Source organism: Pseudomonas sp. SCB32 (assembly GCF_009189165.1).
Taxonomy (GTDB): domain Bacteria; phylum Pseudomonadota; class Gammaproteobacteria; order Pseudomonadales; family Pseudomonadaceae; genus Pseudomonas.
Genome location: NZ_CP045118.1, coordinates 3075294 through 3093843 on the forward strand (window position 1 = coordinate 3075294; position 18550 = coordinate 3093843).

At 55.1% G+C, this 18550-nt stretch carries 10 protein-coding genes; all 10 read left to right on the plus strand.

Features of this window, described 5'->3' with window-relative positions; all coding sequences use genetic code 11:
- Positions 1–121: 121 nt before the first annotated feature.
- The 10 genes from GA645_RS14325 (at position 122) to GA645_RS14370 (ending at position 18543) form a co-directional block, all read left to right on the plus strand.
- On the plus strand, positions 122–3616 hold the full coding sequence (locus GA645_RS14325) for an ATP-binding protein (RefSeq protein ID WP_152223682.1): 3495 nt from the start codon (positions 122–124) through the stop codon (positions 3614–3616).
- 467 nt (positions 3617–4083) lie between these two features.
- On the plus strand, positions 4084–4710 hold the full coding sequence (locus GA645_RS14330) for a response regulator transcription factor (RefSeq protein WP_152223683.1): 627 nt from the start codon (positions 4084–4086) through the stop codon (positions 4708–4710).
- Between the two features lie 699 nt (positions 4711–5409).
- The gene (locus GA645_RS14335) at positions 5410–5724 is read left to right on the plus strand and encodes a hypothetical protein (RefSeq protein ID WP_152223684.1); all 315 of its coding nucleotides are present in this window, start codon (positions 5410–5412) and stop codon (positions 5722–5724) included.
- A 389-nt stretch (positions 5725–6113) separates the two neighbouring features.
- A complete protein-coding gene (locus tag GA645_RS14340; RefSeq protein WP_178119545.1) occupies positions 6114–7265 on the plus strand; it encodes an EAL domain-containing protein in 1152 nt (383 codons plus the stop codon).
- Positions 7266–7677: 412 nt separating this feature from the next.
- Positions 7678–8541, plus strand: a complete 864-nt coding sequence (locus GA645_RS14345; protein ID WP_152223686.1) for a hypothetical protein — start codon at positions 7678–7680, stop codon at positions 8539–8541.
- A gap of 164 nt (positions 8542–8705) precedes the next feature.
- Positions 8706–9659 carry a hypothetical protein gene (locus GA645_RS14350; RefSeq protein WP_152223687.1) on the plus strand — a complete coding sequence of 318 codons (954 nt, stop codon included), beginning with the start codon at positions 8706–8708 and terminating at the stop codon, positions 9657–9659.
- A 361-nt stretch (positions 9660–10020) separates the two neighbouring features.
- Complete coding sequence (locus GA645_RS14355) at positions 10021–10761, plus strand: hypothetical protein (RefSeq protein WP_152223688.1); 741 nt, start codon at positions 10021–10023, stop codon at positions 10759–10761.
- A 322-nt stretch (positions 10762–11083) separates the two neighbouring features.
- Complete coding sequence (locus tag GA645_RS14360; protein WP_178119546.1) at positions 11084–16492, plus strand: YadA-like family protein; 5409 nt, start codon at positions 11084–11086, stop codon at positions 16490–16492.
- A 70-nt stretch (positions 16493–16562) separates the two neighbouring features.
- Positions 16563–17363: an OmpA family protein gene (locus GA645_RS14365; RefSeq protein ID WP_152223690.1), complete on the plus strand. Its 801-nt coding sequence runs from the start codon at positions 16563–16565 to the stop codon at positions 17361–17363.
- A 199-nt stretch (positions 17364–17562) separates the two neighbouring features.
- Positions 17563–18543 (plus strand): hypothetical protein, encoded by a 981-nt coding sequence (locus GA645_RS14370; protein WP_152223691.1) that lies wholly within the window; start codon positions 17563–17565, stop codon positions 18541–18543.
- Positions 18544–18550: the final 7 nt, after the last annotated feature.

An 18550-nucleotide genomic window follows, 5' to 3' on the forward strand; every position in this document is an offset into this window, starting at 1 on the left:
GTTGTCCCCTGTGCTCTCGTTTCCTCAGCGCCTCTGCAGCCTACTTTGGATTGGCTGTATTTGGGTTCTCACAATTGCCTGCGCACATAGTGAGGAACTGCGCTTATTCGGTCGATCCACAGTGGACGGTTACCGAGCCGAACTCAGTAACGAAGACTGGAGTTGGTTGCGTGAGCGTCGAGTATTGCGCCTTGGCATTACGACTCCGGACTACCCTCCTTTGGACGTGATTAACAATCAATCCGACTACGAAGGTATAAGCGCCGACTATGCTTCGCTGATCGGTGAATTACTAAATGTACGCATAGAATTGAGAGTTTTTGGGGGGCGCAAGGAAGCTGTTCAAGCCTTAAAGGAAGGCAGTATAGATATCTTATCCACTGCCAATGAATATGACACCACAGAAGGGGTGGCGCTTTCGTTGCCTTATGCTACCGATCAACCGGTATTAGCTGCACGCGTAGGGAGCGAGGCTGCCGAGAGTCCAGAGTTAAGCGGAATGCGCTTAGCAATGGCCTATCACTATCTTTCCGAAGCATCAGTAAAGGCTCATTACCCTAACGCTCGACTGCAACTATACCCGTCAACGCTCGCGGCGATGGGGGCGGTCGCCTTCGGTCAAGCGGATGTCTACTTGGGAGATGCCATTGCTACTGATTACCTAATCAATCGAAGCTACTTAAATAATATTCGCTTGATGAATTTTGCAAACATCAATTCTGGGTCGTTTGCATTTGCACTGAACAAGGATAATTCTCAGTTGTTGCGGGTGCTCAACAGGGCCTTGGAAGCTATTCCTGAGCGTGAGCGGATGGTTATCCTCCGACGTTGGGATGCCGATCGCCCCAGTATGCCTGGTAGCCGGATACAATTGACTCGTGCTGAGCAGCAGTGGGTTGCCGAGCATCCAGTAGTGAAGATGGCAATCAGCGAAACTGCTTTGCCTTTCACATTCTTTGACGATGATAAAAAATTTCGCGGAATTAGCGCGGATGTGTTGGAGCGGATTAGTCAGCGCACAGGACTTCACTTTGAGGTTAATTATACTGGAAAATTGCGAGAAATAGTCTCCAGCGTAGTTAGTGGTGAGTCGGATATGCTGCCTGCCTTCACTTCAATTATACAAAGTGACGGGAAACTAAGCCTTACTCGCCCGTACTTTACCTCCGCATTCGTGCTGGTCTGTCGCGCATCGTGTGGTGATGTAACCCTTAACGATCTGAGCGGGAAAACCATCGCGCTGGTTCGTGGGATTTATCTGCAGGAGTACTTGCGCCAACATTTTCCCAACATCAAGCTTGTAGAGGTTGATGATGCTGCTGAGGCTATGGAGATGGTTGCTAATGGCAGTGCCGATGCAACGATTAATTCATTGATTGGTGCGCGCTATCTAATCTCCCAGCGCTATCCAGGAAGACTGCGCATTACCTCAACTATTGGGACTGCTCCCGGCCAGGCCGCATTTGCGACTGCACGTAGCTCATTAGAGCTGATTTCAATTCTAAACAAAGCTCTATTGAGTATTTCTCCTTCAGAAATGGCTGATCTGACTCGGCGCTGGAGTGGTGAGGTCGTAGTTTCAGAGAGCTATTGGTCGCGCTATGGAGGACTTATTGTCAAAGGGGGAGTTGCCGGTAGTCTAGCTTTGGGAATGGTACTGTTTTGGGTGTATTGGTTGCGTCGGCAAATTCGCAGTCGTATACAGGCCGAACAAGCTTTGAGTGATCAAATGGAGTTCATGCATGTATTAGTGGACGGCACTCCGCATCCCATTTATGTGCGCGACAGTCAGGGCCGGTTAATATCCTGCAATGCCAGTTACCTAAGGCGATTGAATGTACGGCGAGAGGATGTGATAGGTCGGAAAGTTTGCGATGGTGCTTTGGCGTCTCCAGAGGAGGCGAGAGATTACGAATCCATCTATCAACGAGTGATGGCCAGTGGCGAGCCGGATGTAGGGGATCGTAAATTAACGCTGTCCAATGGCGAGATTCTGACCATTTACCAGTGGGTATTGCCTTACCGTAATTCCGACGGTGCGGTAGATGGCATCATTTGCGGATGGATCGATATCAGTGAGCGCAAAACTCTGCTCGATGCAGAGCAGGAGGCACGCGACGCGGCAGAAAGCGCTAATCGCGCCAAGACAACCTTCCTTGCAACGATGAGCCACGAAATCCGCACGCCGATGAACGCTATCCTAGGCATGCTTGAACTGGCACAGAAGAAGTCAGAACAGGGCATCATCGACCGAAAAGCTCTAGAGGTGGCGTCTAACTCAGCGCACGGCTTGCTCGGCCTCATTGGTGACATTCTTGATATTGCTCGTATCGAGTCAGGCAAGCTGAGCCTCAATCCCGAACGCGCAAACCTACGCACACTCACCGAGTCGACCATATGGGTATTCGAGGGACTGGCCCGACAGAAGCGCCTTGGTTTGCACTTCGATTGCACTGGCGAGACCGTCGCAGACGTCCTAGTCGATCCATTGCGCTACCGGCAAGTGTTGTCAAACCTGATTGGCAACGCCATCAAGTTTACCGACCAAGGCGAAGTGCGGGTGACTTATCGGGCTAAGGCAGATGGCGATGAGTTGGCAGTTTGCGTGGAGGTTACCGATAGCGGTCAGGGTATTTCTGCTGAAGACCTGCAGCGCTTGTTCGCACCGTTCTCACAGGTCGGTAGCAGTCAGATGTCTCCGCGCAGCGGCACCGGCCTCGGGTTGGCCATTAGTCGTACTCTGTGCGAAATGATGGGGGGAAGTTTGGAGTTGTTCAGCGAGTTGGGCCGCGGTACACGCGTGGTGATCCAATTGAGCATGCCAATACTGGGTAGTTCCGAACCTACTGCTCCATTGGTGCTCGATAGTACAACCGAAGAAGATCCGTCACTCAGCGTCTTGGTGGTAGACGACTATCCCGCCAATCGCCTGCTGCTGGCTCAGCAGCTGGGCTATCTCGGACATCAAGTGCAGGATGCCGAGGATGGTGCCCAAGGCCTACAGGCTTGGCGTCACGGTCAGTTCGATATAGTGATCACAGACTGCAATATGCCAGTTCTCAACGGCTACGACCTGGCTCGGGAAATTCGAAAGCGAGAGCAGTTGGACGGTCTATCTCCCTGCGTGATTTTTGGCTTTACTGCCAACGCATTGCCAGAAGAGCGCCAACGTTGTCTTGATTCTGGAATGGATGATTGCCTATTTAAGCCCATCACTCTTGAGGATGTGCGCAGCTATCTCGCCGGCATAACCCCACGCACAAAGAGCAAGAGCGGACCCTCAACGTTTGACTTGGCCTATCTGCAGAAGCTTACGCTGAATAATGCAGAAGCTCTTTATGGCCTGCTGAACGACTTGCTGCGCTCCGTCCGGGAGGACCGGAAGCGGCTTGCCGATTACTCTCCCGAAACAAACAACCACCAACTTGCTGACCTTGCGCACCGTATCAAGGGGGGCGCGCGACTAGCCAGGGCGGGGTTGCTCTTGGAAGCATGCGAGCATCTGGAGAGTATGTGCCGGATAGACATTGATCACGATCAGAGGCAATCAGCCGTCGCTCGTGTCTGTCGGTCGTTGGATGACTTGGCCCAGGAGTTAGAAACGCAGTTGGTCTGACTCGCGGGCATAGACCTCGGCTGCAACTACATCTTCGTGGGTGGTTCCTGGTTCGAGTTGATGAGTCTCGACAGCGCCGATGTGGCCGTGTCAGAGGACCGGCCTCATAAACTATTTCCCAATCATCTCCGCTTCGCGGCCTGCTTGCTCAGTCAGCGATAGCCTCTTTGTGCTCATGCCTGCCCCAATATCGACACTCTCAGCACCTGGGAGCGAGTCGTTGTGCTGTTGACCCAGTTCGCATTTGGCGGGATTGAGGAATAGGCCTACAGCCCCAAGAGAAGTCGCCTCCTGACTTTTCGATTTGAAGTTCGCACAATCCAGAAGTCTGGTAAGCCGCCCGTGAGCAGGTCGTTTTTTGTAGCAGGGTAGGCGCTCGAAGGCTTGACCGCCGAGTGGGTCCCTCCAGGCAATCTGCTTATAGGCAGCGTTCAGCGACTAACGCTGTGGATGGAACGGAGGTAAATATGTCTAGAGTTCTGGTCGTGGATGACCACCCCTTCATGCGGGCTGGCGTTAGGTTGATACTGAGTCAGGAAGGCTTTGAAATTGTAGGGGAGGCTGAAAGTGGTTTGGCCGCGGTTGAGATGGCTCATGAGTTGCTGCCCGACTTAATTGTATTGGATCTCTTTATCCCCAATCTAGACGGCTTGGGAGTGCTTGAGCAATTGAACGCACCTGTCTCTGGCTTCAAGGTGCTAGTGCTGACCGAGCAGTCGGCCGATCATTTTTCCAGTCGCTGCATGAAAGCTGGTGCTTTGGGCTTCGTTTCTAAGAGCAGTGATCTTAATGAATTAGCTAGTGCAGCTTTGGCTGTGATGAATGGGTATACCTATTTTCCACAAAACACCTTTAGTTCTGTCCCTTGTGCCGTCATGGAGGTCAGCGAGGCCCGACGCATTGCGTCGCTCTCTGAGCGAGAGCGGATGGTGTTGGATCAATTGCTACAAGGCCTTTCTAATAAAGAAATCAGCAAAGATACGCAGCTGAGTAGCAAGACTATCGGCACCTATAAATCACGTGTGTTTGCAAAACTGAAAGTCAGGTCATTAGTGGGGCTATCACAGATGGCACGTCGAAATGGATTGCTCTGACCTGAACTTCAGGTCATCCATTTTTCGAAAGCTGTTTCAGGCTTATGGTGCCATGGCCCAGCAAGGAGGGTGTACTGATGGTCGCCAATAAGCTATGGGAGCCGATGTGGTCGCTTGAGCGGTTTTCGGCCTGCCTGTATCTTTAGTTTTGCTACAGATATAAGTCTGCTTGCTCTGGCACGGCAAGTAGGCTATTTCTGGATACTTTGGCCGGTTTGCAGATGCAGATCCAGCAACGTGGCATGCGCGCCTCAGATCTGCTATCCGCTCCGTATAGGCGATGCGCCTAGCGGTGCACTATACGTGCCGAGATTGTTGAGCGATATATTTCTTATATTTCGATAATCATCAAGAGCTATACAGTTCACCAAATTCGACCGTCACCTTCAAGGATGAGGAATTGCCCACATTATTTCTATTTGCACGAAAAAAATTTGAGGCTCTATCCCTCGATGCTTCCGCTGCACTCGTCTTTCGGCCAGGAGCCTTAATCTCCTGTGTCAGCGCTTGGATGGCCCCAGCAACTTCCCGGCAAAGTACCCATCACGGCGCTGGCCAGAAAGGGGAGGAGGCTGTTACGACACAAAACCTTTTGGCTGATTGCCAAGAGGCGTTACCCCTGGCTCAAAGGGCATCGGGCTTAAAATTAGTCGAGCAGAGCCCCTCGCAGGGTATGGGGTATTTCGCGGAGGTTGGCTCATGCCCGACTCTCTGACAGCCGCGCAATTGGCTCAGTTGATTCCACGTGAATGCCTAGTTACCTACCGCCTGGATGGTCAATATGTGCTCTATGACCGCGAGGGCGCCATGCGCTATCGGATTCGCCAAGCGCGCATGCTTGATTGTTGTGATCGCCAAGGCGGTGAGTTGTTTCTGGGAATGGTAATTCGCCGTCGAGCGGCATGCTTCGCAGTTATGGCGGGAGCGCAGCCGCTTGGAGTGATCGAAGGGCAGTGGTTTATTGATGTGCAAGGCGAGCGCTTTCGCTTGGTTGATGCGCCGATGCTGGATTGAAACGAGCGCATTGAGCCGACTTACGCCTCGCCTGGTGCCCCACCGGATCACCAACTGTCGGTGAAAGGTTGAGTGACATCAGAGGGTGCATCTGCCCCATCTCGAAGTCCGCACGGACAGGAGTGGCCTTTTCCGCTTGTGTGCGGTAGAGACTTCTCACTGATGGTTTGAGCGCATTTCTTCGTCCCTCTTTCGCATTGATTGATGGCTTCTCAATTCAATTCCCAGGCCATGCGCCTGGGAATTTTCCTACGCAATGCCAGGAGCGTGCCTCGCAACATCTTCCATACGGTCGGGGAGAATTCTTCCTTCCCCATCGTGTCCAGGAACTGACTATGCGCCCGTCATCAGCGTTGATTCTGCAAGATCCCGCCTCTCAGCGATCTGGTATGTCGGCCCTGCTGCATCGGCTCGGCTATGGTCACGTCCTAGAAGCGACAAGCGCCGCTCGGGCACTCGAGACTTTGCGTAAGTGTGGTGGTGTTCAGCTACTGCTTTGGGATTTGCGGACTTGTCCGACGGTTTGTCTGGACTTCCTTCTAGTTGCAGCAAGAGAACATCTCACTCATGCCCTAGTCCTTATCGGAGAGCCCGCACAGGGAACCTGGCCTGCGCTGAATAGACTGCTGCGCCTGCACGGACTCCAGGTATTGCGCCTTGAGGGGGAGGGTGTAGTCCCCGAAGGTCTGTCAGCACTGCTGCAGACCTTGGAGCTGAGCGATCCAAATACACTGGAGCTTCCAATTCTTCGGGAAATTCCAGCAGATGCAGATGTGGTAACGGCGTTGTGGCGGGGAGAAATTCTTCCCGCATTTCAGCCGAAGGTCTCGGTGAGCACTGGGCAAATTTGCGGATTTGAAGTGTTGGCGCGCTGGCAGCGGCCGGACGGCGATCTTCTAGCCCCTGATCAATTTCTGCCGGCCCTGCGTGATGCCGAACTACTTGATGCACTACTTTTCACACTGATGAGCCAGGCATTCAGCAAGCTGTCCACTCTCGGTCGTACGGACATCAAGCTAGCGTTCAATCTTGAGCCTTCACAGATTGCCCTGCCCGGATTGGCCTCTAGGGTTGAACAAAGGATGCGGCGCCAGGGAATTGATCCTCGTCGCGTCACTTTCGAGCTGACAGAAGTAGGTCTCTTGGAAGCGCCGATAGTCAGCTTGGACAATCTGCTGCGGCTTCGCATGCTCGGTTGCGGCTTGGCCATCGATGACTTCGGTAGAGGCCAGTCCACGCTGCAGCGCTTGATAGAGCTGCCCTTTACCGAATTGAAGTTGGATGCCTGCTTTGTTCAGGGGCTGGATTGCGACTCTCGTCGAGGCGCGATACTCAGCAGTGCTGTAGCGCTAGGACGAGCCTTAGAGCTGCCTGTGGTAGCTGAAGGAGTTGAAACGGAAAGGCAACTTCATCACCTGCAAGATCTTGGTTGTGAATATGCGCAAGGGTATTACTTCAGTAAGCCGGTAATGGGCGAGGCGCTGAATCGCCTGCTGCACACCAAGGCGGCTGGTAATGTGGTTAGTAGACGTTTCCGCTAGGAGTCGGCGCGAAGCAAGCATTGTTGGCAGCTCATGCCGTCACGACCACTTTTTAGCCGTCTGGGCGGCTTTTGCCCTACCGCTCTAGCCTAGTCGTCTTTTCGCTCGCCCTTCTTCTCATTTTGCTCCCGGCCGACATTTCTAGCATGGCGGTCGGGACCAATACGGCTAGGTGACGGCTCTATATATCCTCCCCTGATCCGCGCTTGATTGCGCCGCACCGAGAGATGTTTTCCCATGTGATCACTTCGTCAGACATTTCCTACGAAATGGCGAGACCGATCCTGCTCCGATCTTGGCTTGTACTCAATAGTCTTTCTTACCAATCGATCTGCGGTGAACGCACTGCCGGATTCTGCAGTTCGGTGTAAGGAGCCAACCCATCTCACAAGCTCTCGGAGGCCTGACTTTAATGAAATACAAAACTATTATCGGCATCGCGCTTATTGGCGGTGTCAGCACTCTCTACGGATGCCTACCTCAGAAAGCGGCTCCAAGCCGGAACTTGGTGGACATGCCCATTTTGCCGATTATCCAAGAATCGATTTCCGGCCTGCGCCCCCAGTTTGATGGTCCGAATGCAAAGCAAATGGTCGGATATATCTGTGCACTGGCGCGTGGTGAGGCAACACTGGAGCAGGTGAGCGGAAGCTTGCTCAGCACTGGGATTGATCCGTCAAAACTGCCTGCCAATAGCTCTACCTCGCTTCTGCTCACTGGAGACCGTGCCGGGCAGGCCGCAGCCTGTGCGGCATACATTGCCTTCGATGCGCAGTCACCAGTCGACTTGAGCGACGTCACGGCTATCGCTCCTGCGTCTGCGAACGACGGTAAAGTGCCCGCACCTCAAATCGACAACGCTCGTTTGGCCCAAACTCTGCGAGTCAAGTTAGCATCGGCTCACGCCACTGCGGATATTTTCGCGCTGATTGGTGCGGAGTTACGGCGTAACCCTGGTAAAAGCACTGCGCAGTATCGCGAGCAGGCCAACCAGTTGTTTGTTCGCTTGGCTCCTGTTTTCCTTGAGCGAGTCAAGCAGCAATTGCCTCCGCCGAATGTTACCTACAGTGTGGACCGCCTTGAGCCTACCGCACTGGCTTTCAGTGCCTCCAATGGAGTTCAGCTCAACGTATCTCCGGGCGTGGGTCTGACTATGCGGCAAAACGGCGTTCTCTGGTATGGAGAGGGCAAGTTGCTCGGCCGTGAGTACAACGTACCGGTGGCTTACTTCCCGCTTTCGGTGAACGCGCTGTTGACCTCTCCGGAAAAAACTTGAGTTGCTGCTGCCCCTGGATGCGGGTTTGGCTCGTAATTTCGAGTTTGAGTCGAACCGACGACAAGGGCGACACGCATCAGCGGTAGCCACTTCAGGCGCCAATTGATTCTTCGCTAGTAGCCTACCGCTATAACGGGCTCCCCACCCATCAAACAAGCGAATCGATGAATATGAAAAGCTCCCTTGCCATGCCAAGCAATCTAAAACCGTTGTCGCAAGATATTAAAGTTCCCATGCTCAATCTCAGGATGGATCAGCTATCGCAAAGCTACTTTGGTCAACTGCCAGAGATGGCGCGAGCCGGGCAGGGGAGGTTCACCACTCAGCAAACTCCTGGCTCTTCAGCGGACGTCAGTAGTGGTGGGGCGAACTTGGAGCTCGACGACGCCTCCGAATTCAGCGAATTGACTGCTATCCAGGAGTTTCTGTCCATGCCACTTCAGGCGACTGCAGAGACCGAGCCGAAGCTTATGCGGGGCCAGCCTGAATTAGCAGCGGCCATTTCACAACCAGAGTCCGCAACTCCTCCTGAAGTTAGTGAGACCGACAGGGTGCTGCAAGGTGTCCAGTCCACGCTCGACTCTCTGGCAGGCATGGCCCATGAGCTGTCGCAGCAAAAGCTCAATGCACAGAAAGCACAGGAAGCATTAGATCATCGTTGCCGGCAAGCTCAGGAAGATGAGCTGAGACTTACTGAGCAGGCCGAGCGCTTGCAGCAGTTGGAGCAGAGCTTGCTGATTGGCAGGCAATCTCTTGAGCGAGACGCCCAGGAACAGGCTGTGAGCCTCTTCGAGCGCCGCCAGGCTCTCCAGGTTCTGGAGGAAGCGGTCGACAGGCGCGAGCGTGCCCTTGCTAATCGAGTCGAACTGCTCACCAAGGAAGAGCAACGGATGGAGCAGCAGCAGGCGCATCTTCTTTTGCGTGCTGCCGAATTGGATGAACGTGAAATTGCCCTGCAACGCCTTAGCGACGACCTTGCTGCAAAATACTCTCGCCTCGTTGATGCCAAGAATCGCTTAGAAATTATTGTTAAGAGTTACAGCGAGAAAAATCTACGGCTGGTTCGTGGCGCCTTGAGTGCTATCGACAAGACCATTCCTACAGATCTTGATGAATGACGCCTACAGGCCTCCTGTCTTCATGGAGGCCTTTTTTGACTGCGACATCCTCTTTTACCTCAAAGATACACTCATAGCGCTCAGTGTTAAGCGCTAGTCTTCATTCCTCTGCTTCAATTCAAGCCCCTTTCACGCCACTGCTTAAAGACGTAAGCGTTCCAAGCCATTGCACTCTTTAGCTAGGAACAGCTGCTTGATGTGGTTGCGTCGTGCATGGACGGAGAGGGGCAGCTAGGAGCTTCGTTGGGTGCCACGCCTCCTTCGCTTCAGACATTTCCTACATTTCGGTCGGAACCTGCTTCGGTTCATTCAGATGACGCCTCCCTAACATGGCTGCAGTCCCAATCAAATAGCTGTGACCATGAAAAACACTCTCAAATCCCGTATCAAGCAAGCTGCTCAAGCCTCCAGTGTTGGGCATATGCGTTCCCGTCTATTTCTTTCGCTTATGCTGATCGGCCCGATGGGCATTGGCGCTACTAATGCATTCAGCCAAACGCACTCTTCGGTTCAGGTCGCCCCGCAAGTTTCTTACACCCAGGCCCTCGCTGACGACACCAGTGGCCGCCATGAGCAGGCACGGCAACTGTTCGATGCGCTCTCCAGCACCGAGTTGAAGACTGTCAGCGCAGTGCCATCGGCAGTGAACCTGGTCCTGTTGGAGCGTTATGCAGACGCTCGCAAGGCCTTCGGCGTGATTGCTAGCAGCGCTATTCCCCGTGATGCTGCTTACGCCCAAGTTTGGCAGCTGTGGCTAACGGCGCGTACTTGGCAGGGCGAGCCAGAGGAGCTGCGTAAGCAACTTAAAGTCCAGACCCGCAGCCTGAAAGGCAAAGATCCAGTGCACCAGGCGCTGATTGATCTGTACGCAGGTCAGGGCCGTGCCGAGGCGGTATTCACTGCCATCAACGCCATGTCTATCGCCGATGCCGATCGTCGCGATTTGCGCGCTGAGTCGGCCTTCTTCGCTGGCGGATTTGCCCAGTACGTCGTTAATGATCAAGCCGCGGCCTTGCGGTTGTATCAGCGTGAATATGCCAATGCCAATGAGTCTCTTGAGCGCCCGTTGCTTGAGCGCGCTATTGCCGAGCTCTCCCGCTGATTGCTAGTGAATCGGCCATGGTATCTCGTTTCGTTGCTCCAGGCGTTTCTGTGCAAATTGGGAAATTTCCTACATCTCATCAGGAAAGGGCTGGCAGGCTTATAAAGAGCTTTTCGCAATCATATATCTATCGGGCTTGAGAAATATTGACTCTCACTTAGTCCTGAAACTAATTCGCTCCATTGGGTGCTCCAGTAACTCTTGCGCTTAAGAGAGCTCAAGGCTGCGCTATCAGTGCTCTAAGGCTGCCCTTATCCCTTCGCTCAAAAATAACTTTGGGCAAACAAATATGCCGATCGATTGGAGAGGCAAGGATATATTTATGAACAAAGTTTACCGTCTCGTTTGGAACGCTACTCTTCAAGCTTGGGTGGCTGTGAGTGAATTTGCCAAGACTAATGGCAAGAGTGGCAAGTCGCGTATCGTGAGTGGCGGAGTTGGAGTGCTGCTGGTTGCTGCAGTCGTGGGTCCTGCTCAAGCTTACAAGGCCGGTACTGGCGCAGATGATGCAGGTGTCACCACTAACGTTGCAGTAGGTGATAATGCAAAGACCGTCGTAGGAACTATCGCACAGACACCCGTGTATGCAACAGCTGTTGGCGCAGGCGCTATCGCTGTAAAGGGGGGGACTGCACTAGGCGCCGCTGCACAGGCCAATGGTCAGAACTCTACGAGTATCGGAAACGGCTCTACAGCTGGCATGACCTATGATGTGGCTCTTGGATATCTCGCCAGTACGACATCGAGTGGGGCAGGTGGATCTTCACTTGCCATCGGTCATGCTGCAACAACTCTTGCAGATGGCGTTACCGCCATTGGTGACGGAGCAGTAGGTAGTGGCCGCCTATCTACAGCAATTGGGGTCGCAGCTGGGACTGGTGGGGTTAACTCTGTTGCCGTTGGTGGTTATGCAAGAACCTCTGACAAAGAGGCCATTGCAATCGGCTATCAATCTGGCTCGGGTGTGGCTACCACCAACGGCTCGGGCATTGCTATCGGTGCGCGTTCTGGCCAGAACGTTTCCGGCGTGGGCGATAACATTGCCATTGGTCGTGATGCTGGTAAGAACGTCAGCGTGGGCGGGTCGAACGTCGCTATCGGTACAAACGCAGGCACGGGTGCAGTTCAGGCTGACGCAACCACTGCCATTGGTAAAAACTCCCTGGCTACTAAAGACAATGCCTTGGCCATGGGTGCCGGTGCCACAGCCAATGGTACCGATGCGGTGGCTGTAGGTACCTCGACGCAGGCTTCGGTCAATAGTATTGCTATGGGTAAGGGTGCCAAGGCAACTGGTTCTCAGTCGATTAGCATCGGTACCGGCAACGTCGTTTCGGGCAATAACTCCGGCGCCATCGGTGACCCGAGTACTATCACTGGCAATGGCAGCTATGCGCTGGGCAATAACAATACCATCGCTTCTGACAACGCCTTCGTGATCGGTAACAACGTCAATCTGGCTGTCGGCACCAATGGTGCCATCGCACTGGGTAATCAATCGCGCGTTAGTACTGCAGGAGGCGTTGCGCTGGGCGAAGGCTCCAATGCCTCTCGTGCCTCTGGTGTTGCGGGTTATGCACCGACTAAGGCGCTTCCGGCCGATAAGGCCGCCATTAGTGCAACCACCGCAACTCGTGCTGCAGTCGACGTAGGCAGCCGTCAGATCACCAGTGTGGGGGCAGGTTCGGCGGATTCCGATGCGGTAAACGTAGCCCAGTTGAAGTCTGTTGAGAACCTCGCCAGCGCAGGCTGGAACGTAGCCGATAGCTCCGGCACGAAGGCCAATATTGGCCCAGCTGGCAAGGTCACCTTTGGTGGTGACAGCAACGTCAGTGTGACGGCAGGTGGCGCCCAAGATGCGGGCACTGTGAGCGTTGCGCTGAACAAAGATTTGAACTTGTCTTCCGCCGGTAGCCTGACCATCGGTAATAGCCTGCTGAATGACAACGGCCTGACTATCACTGGTGGTCCGAGCATCACCGGGACCGGTATCGATGCGGGCAGCAAGCAGATCACCAACGTGACTGCCGGCAGCGCCGACACCGATGCGGTAAACGTGAAGCAACTGAAAGACAGCACCTACGAGGGTTGGAGCGTCCAGGCCAATGGTGGCGCCGGCGACAAGATCGGCACCGGTGAGTCGGTGAACTTTGCTGATGGCAGCAATACTTCGGTTGCCTACGACGCGGCCAGCAACAAGCTGCAGGTGAACCTCAACAACGACCTGAACCTAGGTGCAGCGGGTAGCCTGACCATCGGCAATAGCCTGCTGAATGACAACGGCCTGACTATCACTGGTGGTCCGAGCATCACCGGGACCGGTATCGATGCGGGCAGCAAGCAGATCACCAACGTGACTGCCGGCAGCGCCGACACCGATGCGGTAAACGTGAAGCAACTGAAAGACAGCACCTACGAGGGTTGGAGCGTCCAGGCCAATGGTGGCGCCGGCGACAAGATCGGCACCGGTGAGTCGGTGAACTTTGCTGATGGCAGCAACACCTCGGTTGCCTATGACGCGGCCAGCAACAAGCTGCAGGTGAACCTCAATAACGACCTGAACCTGGGTGCAGCGGGCAGCCTGACCATCGGCAATAGCCTGCTGAATGACAACGGTCTGTCTATCGCTGGTGGTCCGAGCATCACCGGGGCCGGTATCGATGCAGGCAGCAAGCAGATCACCAACGTGGCTGCCGGCACCGCCGACTCCGACGCAGTGAACTACGGCCAGTTGAAGGCCAGCACCTACGAGGGTTGGAGCGTCCAGGCCAATGGTGGCGCTGGCGACAAGATCGGCACCGGTGAGTCGGTGAACTTTGCCGATGGCAGCAACACTTCTGTTGCCTATGACGCCGCCAGCAACAAGCTGCAGGTGAACCTCAATAACGATCTGAACCTGGGGGCAGCGGGCAGCCTGATCATCGGCAATAGCCTGCTGAACGACAACGGCCTGACCATCGCTGGCGGTCCGAGCATCACCGGGTCCGGTATCAATGCGGGCAGCAAACAGATCACCAACGTGGCTGCCGGCAGCGCCGACACCGATGCGGTGAACGTCAGCCAGTTGCAGGAGCTGGCCGATATCTCGGTGAAGTACGACCTCAACCAGGATGGCACTGTTAACTACAACAACATCACTCTGGGTGGCGACACTTACAACAGCGTGACCCAGACCGGCGGTACCAAGATCACCAACGTTGCTCGCGGTGTGGCTGACAGCGATGCGGTGAACATGTCGCAGCTCAACGAGACCAACACCAACGTTACCAACCTCGGTGACACGATCACTCACATCGCCGGTGACACCAGCACCAGTTATACCGATATCCATGGTGTGGGCATCCGTTACGCTCGCACCAACGAAGCCGGTCTGATGGCAAGCGACTCCTCGGCCGAAGGTCAGGGCAGCACCGCTGTGGGTTACAACGCGTTGTCCGTTGGTGAGAACAGCCTGGCGCTGGGCCGTGAGGCCATGGCCCTCAATGCAAATGATGTTGCTCTGGGCACCGGTTCGGAAACTGCAGCTGCCGTGGGCACCTCCGGTACTACGATTGCCGGTAAGGACTACAACTTCGCCGGTGCTAACCCGCTGAGCACTGTGAGTGTGGGCTCCATCGGTAACGAGCGCACCATCACCAACGTTGCGGCTGGCCGCCTGAGCGCCGATAGCACCGATGCGGTGAATGGCTCTCAGTTGTTTGCCACCAACTCGGCGATCAATGGCCTGGGCATCGACATCGATATCCTGGACAAGGGCTCGGTGAAGTACGACATCAACCAGGATGGCACCGTTAACTACAACAACATCACCCTGGGTGGTGATACCTACAACAGCGTGACCAAATCCGGCGGCACCAAGATCACCAACGTTGCTCGCGGTATAGATGACAGCGACGCCGTGAACATGTCGCAGCTCAACGAGACCAACACCAACGTTACCAACCTCGGTGACACGATCAATTACATCGCCGGTGACACCAGCACCAGTTACACCGACATTCATGGAGTGGGCATCCGCTATGCTCGCACCAATGAAGCTGGCTTGGTTGCAAGTGACTCTTCGGCCGAAGGCCAAGGCAGCACTGCTGTGGGCTACAACGCGCTGTCCGTTGGCGAGAGCAGCCTGGCGCTGGGTCGCGAGGCTAAGGCCAACAATGCCAACGATGTCGCCCTGGGCGCCGGTTCGGAAACCGCAGCTGCCGTGAGCACCTCCGGTACGACGATTGCCGGTAAGGACTACAACTTCGCCGGCGCCAACCCGCTGAGCACCGTGAGCGTTGGCTCCGTTGGTAACGAGCGCACCATCACCAATGTTGCGGCTGGCCGTCTGAGCGCCGATAGCACCGATGCGGTGAATGGCTCTCAGTTGTTTGCCACCAACTCGGCGATCAATGACCTGAACACCAGTGTTGGTGACCTGGATCAGAGCTCGGTGAAGTACGACCGGAATCCTGACGGCACCATCAACTACAACAACATCACCCTGGGTGGTGATACCTACAACAGCGTGACCAAAACCGGCGGCACCAAGATCACCAACGTTGCTCGCGGTGAGGCTGACAGCGATGCGGTGAACATGTCTCAGCTCAACGAGACCAACGAGAAGGTTACCTATATCGATAATCGCGTCACCACCATCGAAGGCACCATCACCAGCATCAACAATGGTGGTGGCATCAAGTACTTCCACGCCAACTCCACCAAGGCGGACTCGGTAGCCAGCGGTGAGAATTCGGTTGCGGTTGGTCCGGATGCTAAAGCCAGCGGTAAAGGCTCTGTGGCCATGGGGGACGGTGCGGCTGCCAGTGCTGACGGTAGCGTGGCTTTGGGCCAAGGCTCCAGCGATAACGGTCGCGGCGCGGAAAGCTACACCGGCAAGTATTCCAATGCGACCAATAACAGCGTCGGTACGATCTCTGTGGGCAATGCCGCCACTGGTGAGACTCGCACTATCAGCAATGTCGCTGATGGTAAGGAAGCGACTGACGCGGTGAACCTGCGTCAGCTTGATGGTGCCGTTGCAGAGTCGAAGAACTACACCGACAACACGGTTAAGCAGATCAATGAGACGGTTACCAATGTCGACAACCGCGTTACTAAGGTCGAGGGCGATGTAACCAATCTCAAGAATGGCACCGACGGGATGTTCCAGACGAACAACACCAGCAACCTGCCCAAGCCTAAGCCCACAGGGAAGGATTCGACCGCTGGCGGCGCTGGTGCAGTGGCCTCGGGGGACAACAGTACCGCCCTCGGCAGCAATGCAAAGGCGACTGCTAGCAACTCGGTAGCGCTGGGTAACAATTCGGTGGCTGATCGCGCCAATAGCGTGTCGATGGGCAGTGTTGGAGCTGAGCGCCAGGTCACCAACGTGGCAGATGGCTCGGCGGACACTGATGCAGTGAACCTGCGTCAGCTGAACAAGGCTACGGGTGATCTGAGCAACAGCATCAACAACGTTTACTCGGACCTTAAGCGTGACCTGAACAAGCAGGACGACATTCTTAGCGCCGGTATCGCCGGAGCCATGGCGGCTGCAGCTCTGCCGCAACCCTACAGCCCGGGCGCCAGCATGGCCTCCGTGGGTGCGGGCAACTATCGCGGCCAGCAGGCACTGGCAGTTGGTGTGTCGCGAATTTCCGACAACGGCAAGTGGGTCACCAAGCTGGCTGGTAGCACGGATTCCCAGGGTGAGTTCGGCGTGTCGGTCGGCGTGGGTTACCAGTGGTAACCCGACGGTAGCTTAAAAGCGGGAGTCGGCTCTTGCCGGCTCCCTGACAAAAGGTTTCGAGGTATTCAATATGTTCAAGCAATTTTCTCTGAGTGGCCTGCGTGTGGCTGTAGCTGTAACTGCGCTGGCGGTGTTGACGGCCTGCGGTACTGTGAGCAAGGTCGATGACGCTGGCAAGACCGCACAGCCGATCTTCCCGGCAATGAAGGATGCTTCCATGCTGGAAGGCTACTACGTCAATCTGGAGAACCTGGGCAAGATGCGTCCTGGTATGAGCAAGAAGCAGGTGATGGAGTTGGTCGGCCACCCCCAGTTCAGCGAGGGCATGATCGGCGTTCGTGAGTGGGACTACATCTTCAAGTTCCGCCAGCCTGCTGGCCAGCCGGACAAGGTCTGCCAGTACAAGGTACTCTTCGATAAAAACATGGTTGCACAGTCATTCTTCTACCTGCCGGCCAATTGCATGGAGCCGGTAGCTCCGGTGCAAGAGATGGCCGCAACTAGCGTCAAGAAGATCAACCTGGCCGCCGACGCCACCTTTGGTTTCGATAGTGCGCAACTGCGCCCGGAAGGCCGCGCCAAGTTGGATCAACTGATCGGCGAGCTGAATGAAGTGAAGCTGATCAGCATCAGCATTGTCGGCTACACCGACCGCTTCGGTAGTCCAGCCCACAACAACAGCCTGTCGCTGCAGCGCGCCAATGCTGTGCGCACCTATCTGGTTGACCGTGGAGTGAAGGGCTCACAGATCGAGGTGGATGGCCGTGGGTCCGCTGAGCCTCTGGTGGTTTGCCCAGGAGCAAAATCGCCGCAGGTGATCGAGTGCCTGGCGCCTAATCGTCGCACTCAAATTACCATTCAATCCGAGTAATCCTCCGCCCGATACGGTAGCGAAGGATCCGCCTCCCTAATCCACAATTTGCCGGTCCCCCTCGGAATGGATGCAAGTCCCGAGGGGGCTTTTCAAGCTCTCAGCCTGACGCTACGCGACTGAATGCTCTTGGCTTCGATGGGGAGCCTGAATAGGCATGCGTAACCGTGGTTGGGAGCTCTTTTTTATGTGAAATCCAATGAAAATCCGAATTCTTGCAGCCGCAATGCTTGCGGGCGCATTCTGTCTTTCCGGCTGTGACAACAAGGTCGCAGTGTCCAGCTTGGCTGTCATGAATCCTGTCGCTGATTCTCTGCCGCGGAATTGGCTAGAAATTCCTGCGCTTCCGATCATTCAACGCGGAGTGTCCGAATTGGCCCCTCGCTTCAGTGGCCAGCCTCACACGAAGTATATGGACCAGATCTGTGGCTTGGCCCAGGGAGACCTCGAACAAGGCCAAGTAAATGAAGCTTTAAAACTCAGCAAGGCTGAAGCAGGGCAGATTCCGAAGGAGCTCTCCAGGCTGGTAAACGGCGACAAATCTAGCCAGCAAACGGCCTGCGCCGCGTACCTGGCGAGCAGTGTGTCGCGACAGTTGGATCCCCGCGAGCTCGACCAAGCGGAGGCGCCCTCTGTAGCTGAATTCAGTGCTGAAGGATCTAGCGGACTCGCTAAGAAAGATGAGCAGATGGTCCCGAAACCAAACGCGGCTGAGTCTAATGCGGGATCTACAGCGTACGTTGAGCAGACAGTGCAGCACGTCGCCGCAGCTGACCTGCAACACGCCCTGTCGGTAAAATTGGCTATTGCTCGCACTAACGCGGATATATTTGCCTTGATTGCAGCAGAGCTGCGGCGCCGACCAGGGCTCTCCGTTGCTGAGTACGAAGTGGCATCCGGCCAGTTGTTCATGCAGTTTGCGCCGACGTACCTAGAGCGTATCAAAGCGCTAACGCCGTCATCGGGTGTTGAATATCGCTTACTGCGCATGGAGCCGGGGTCGTTCGCTTTTAGCTCCTCCGACGGTGGTTTGTTTGAGTCAAACGCCCAGGGTCTGTCACTGCTTCAAAGTGGCGTGCTTTGGTATGGCCAGGGCAAGCTGCTTGGGCAGGACTATCGGTTGCACGTCGCGTACTTCGATCCGTCGATTAGCAAGCTATTGGCTCCCCCCGTTCAATGACCTGCAA

Coding starts and splice junctions, on each gene's coding strand:
- GA645_RS14355 (WP_152223688.1), top strand. CDS start 10,021: ATGAAAAACACTCTCAAATCCCGTATCAAGCAAGCTGCTCAAGCCTCC.
- GA645_RS14345 (WP_152223686.1), top strand. CDS start 7,678: ATGAAATACAAAACTATTATCGGCATCGCGCTTATTGGCGGTGTCAGC.
- GA645_RS14370 (WP_152223691.1), top strand. CDS start 17,563: ATGAAAATCCGAATTCTTGCAGCCGCAATGCTTGCGGGCGCATTCTGT.
- GA645_RS14340 (WP_178119545.1), top strand. CDS start 6,114: ATGTCGGCCCTGCTGCATCGGCTCGGCTATGGTCACGTCCTAGAAGCG.
- GA645_RS14360 (WP_178119546.1), top strand. CDS start 11,084: ATGAACAAAGTTTACCGTCTCGTTTGGAACGCTACTCTTCAAGCTTGG.
- GA645_RS14365 (WP_152223690.1), top strand. CDS start 16,563: ATGTTCAAGCAATTTTCTCTGAGTGGCCTGCGTGTGGCTGTAGCTGTA.
- GA645_RS14335 (WP_152223684.1), top strand. CDS start 5,410: ATGCCCGACTCTCTGACAGCCGCGCAATTGGCTCAGTTGATTCCACGT.
- GA645_RS14330 (WP_152223683.1), top strand. CDS start 4,084: ATGTCTAGAGTTCTGGTCGTGGATGACCACCCCTTCATGCGGGCTGGC.
- GA645_RS14350 (WP_152223687.1), top strand. CDS start 8,706: ATGAATATGAAAAGCTCCCTTGCCATGCCAAGCAATCTAAAACCGTTG.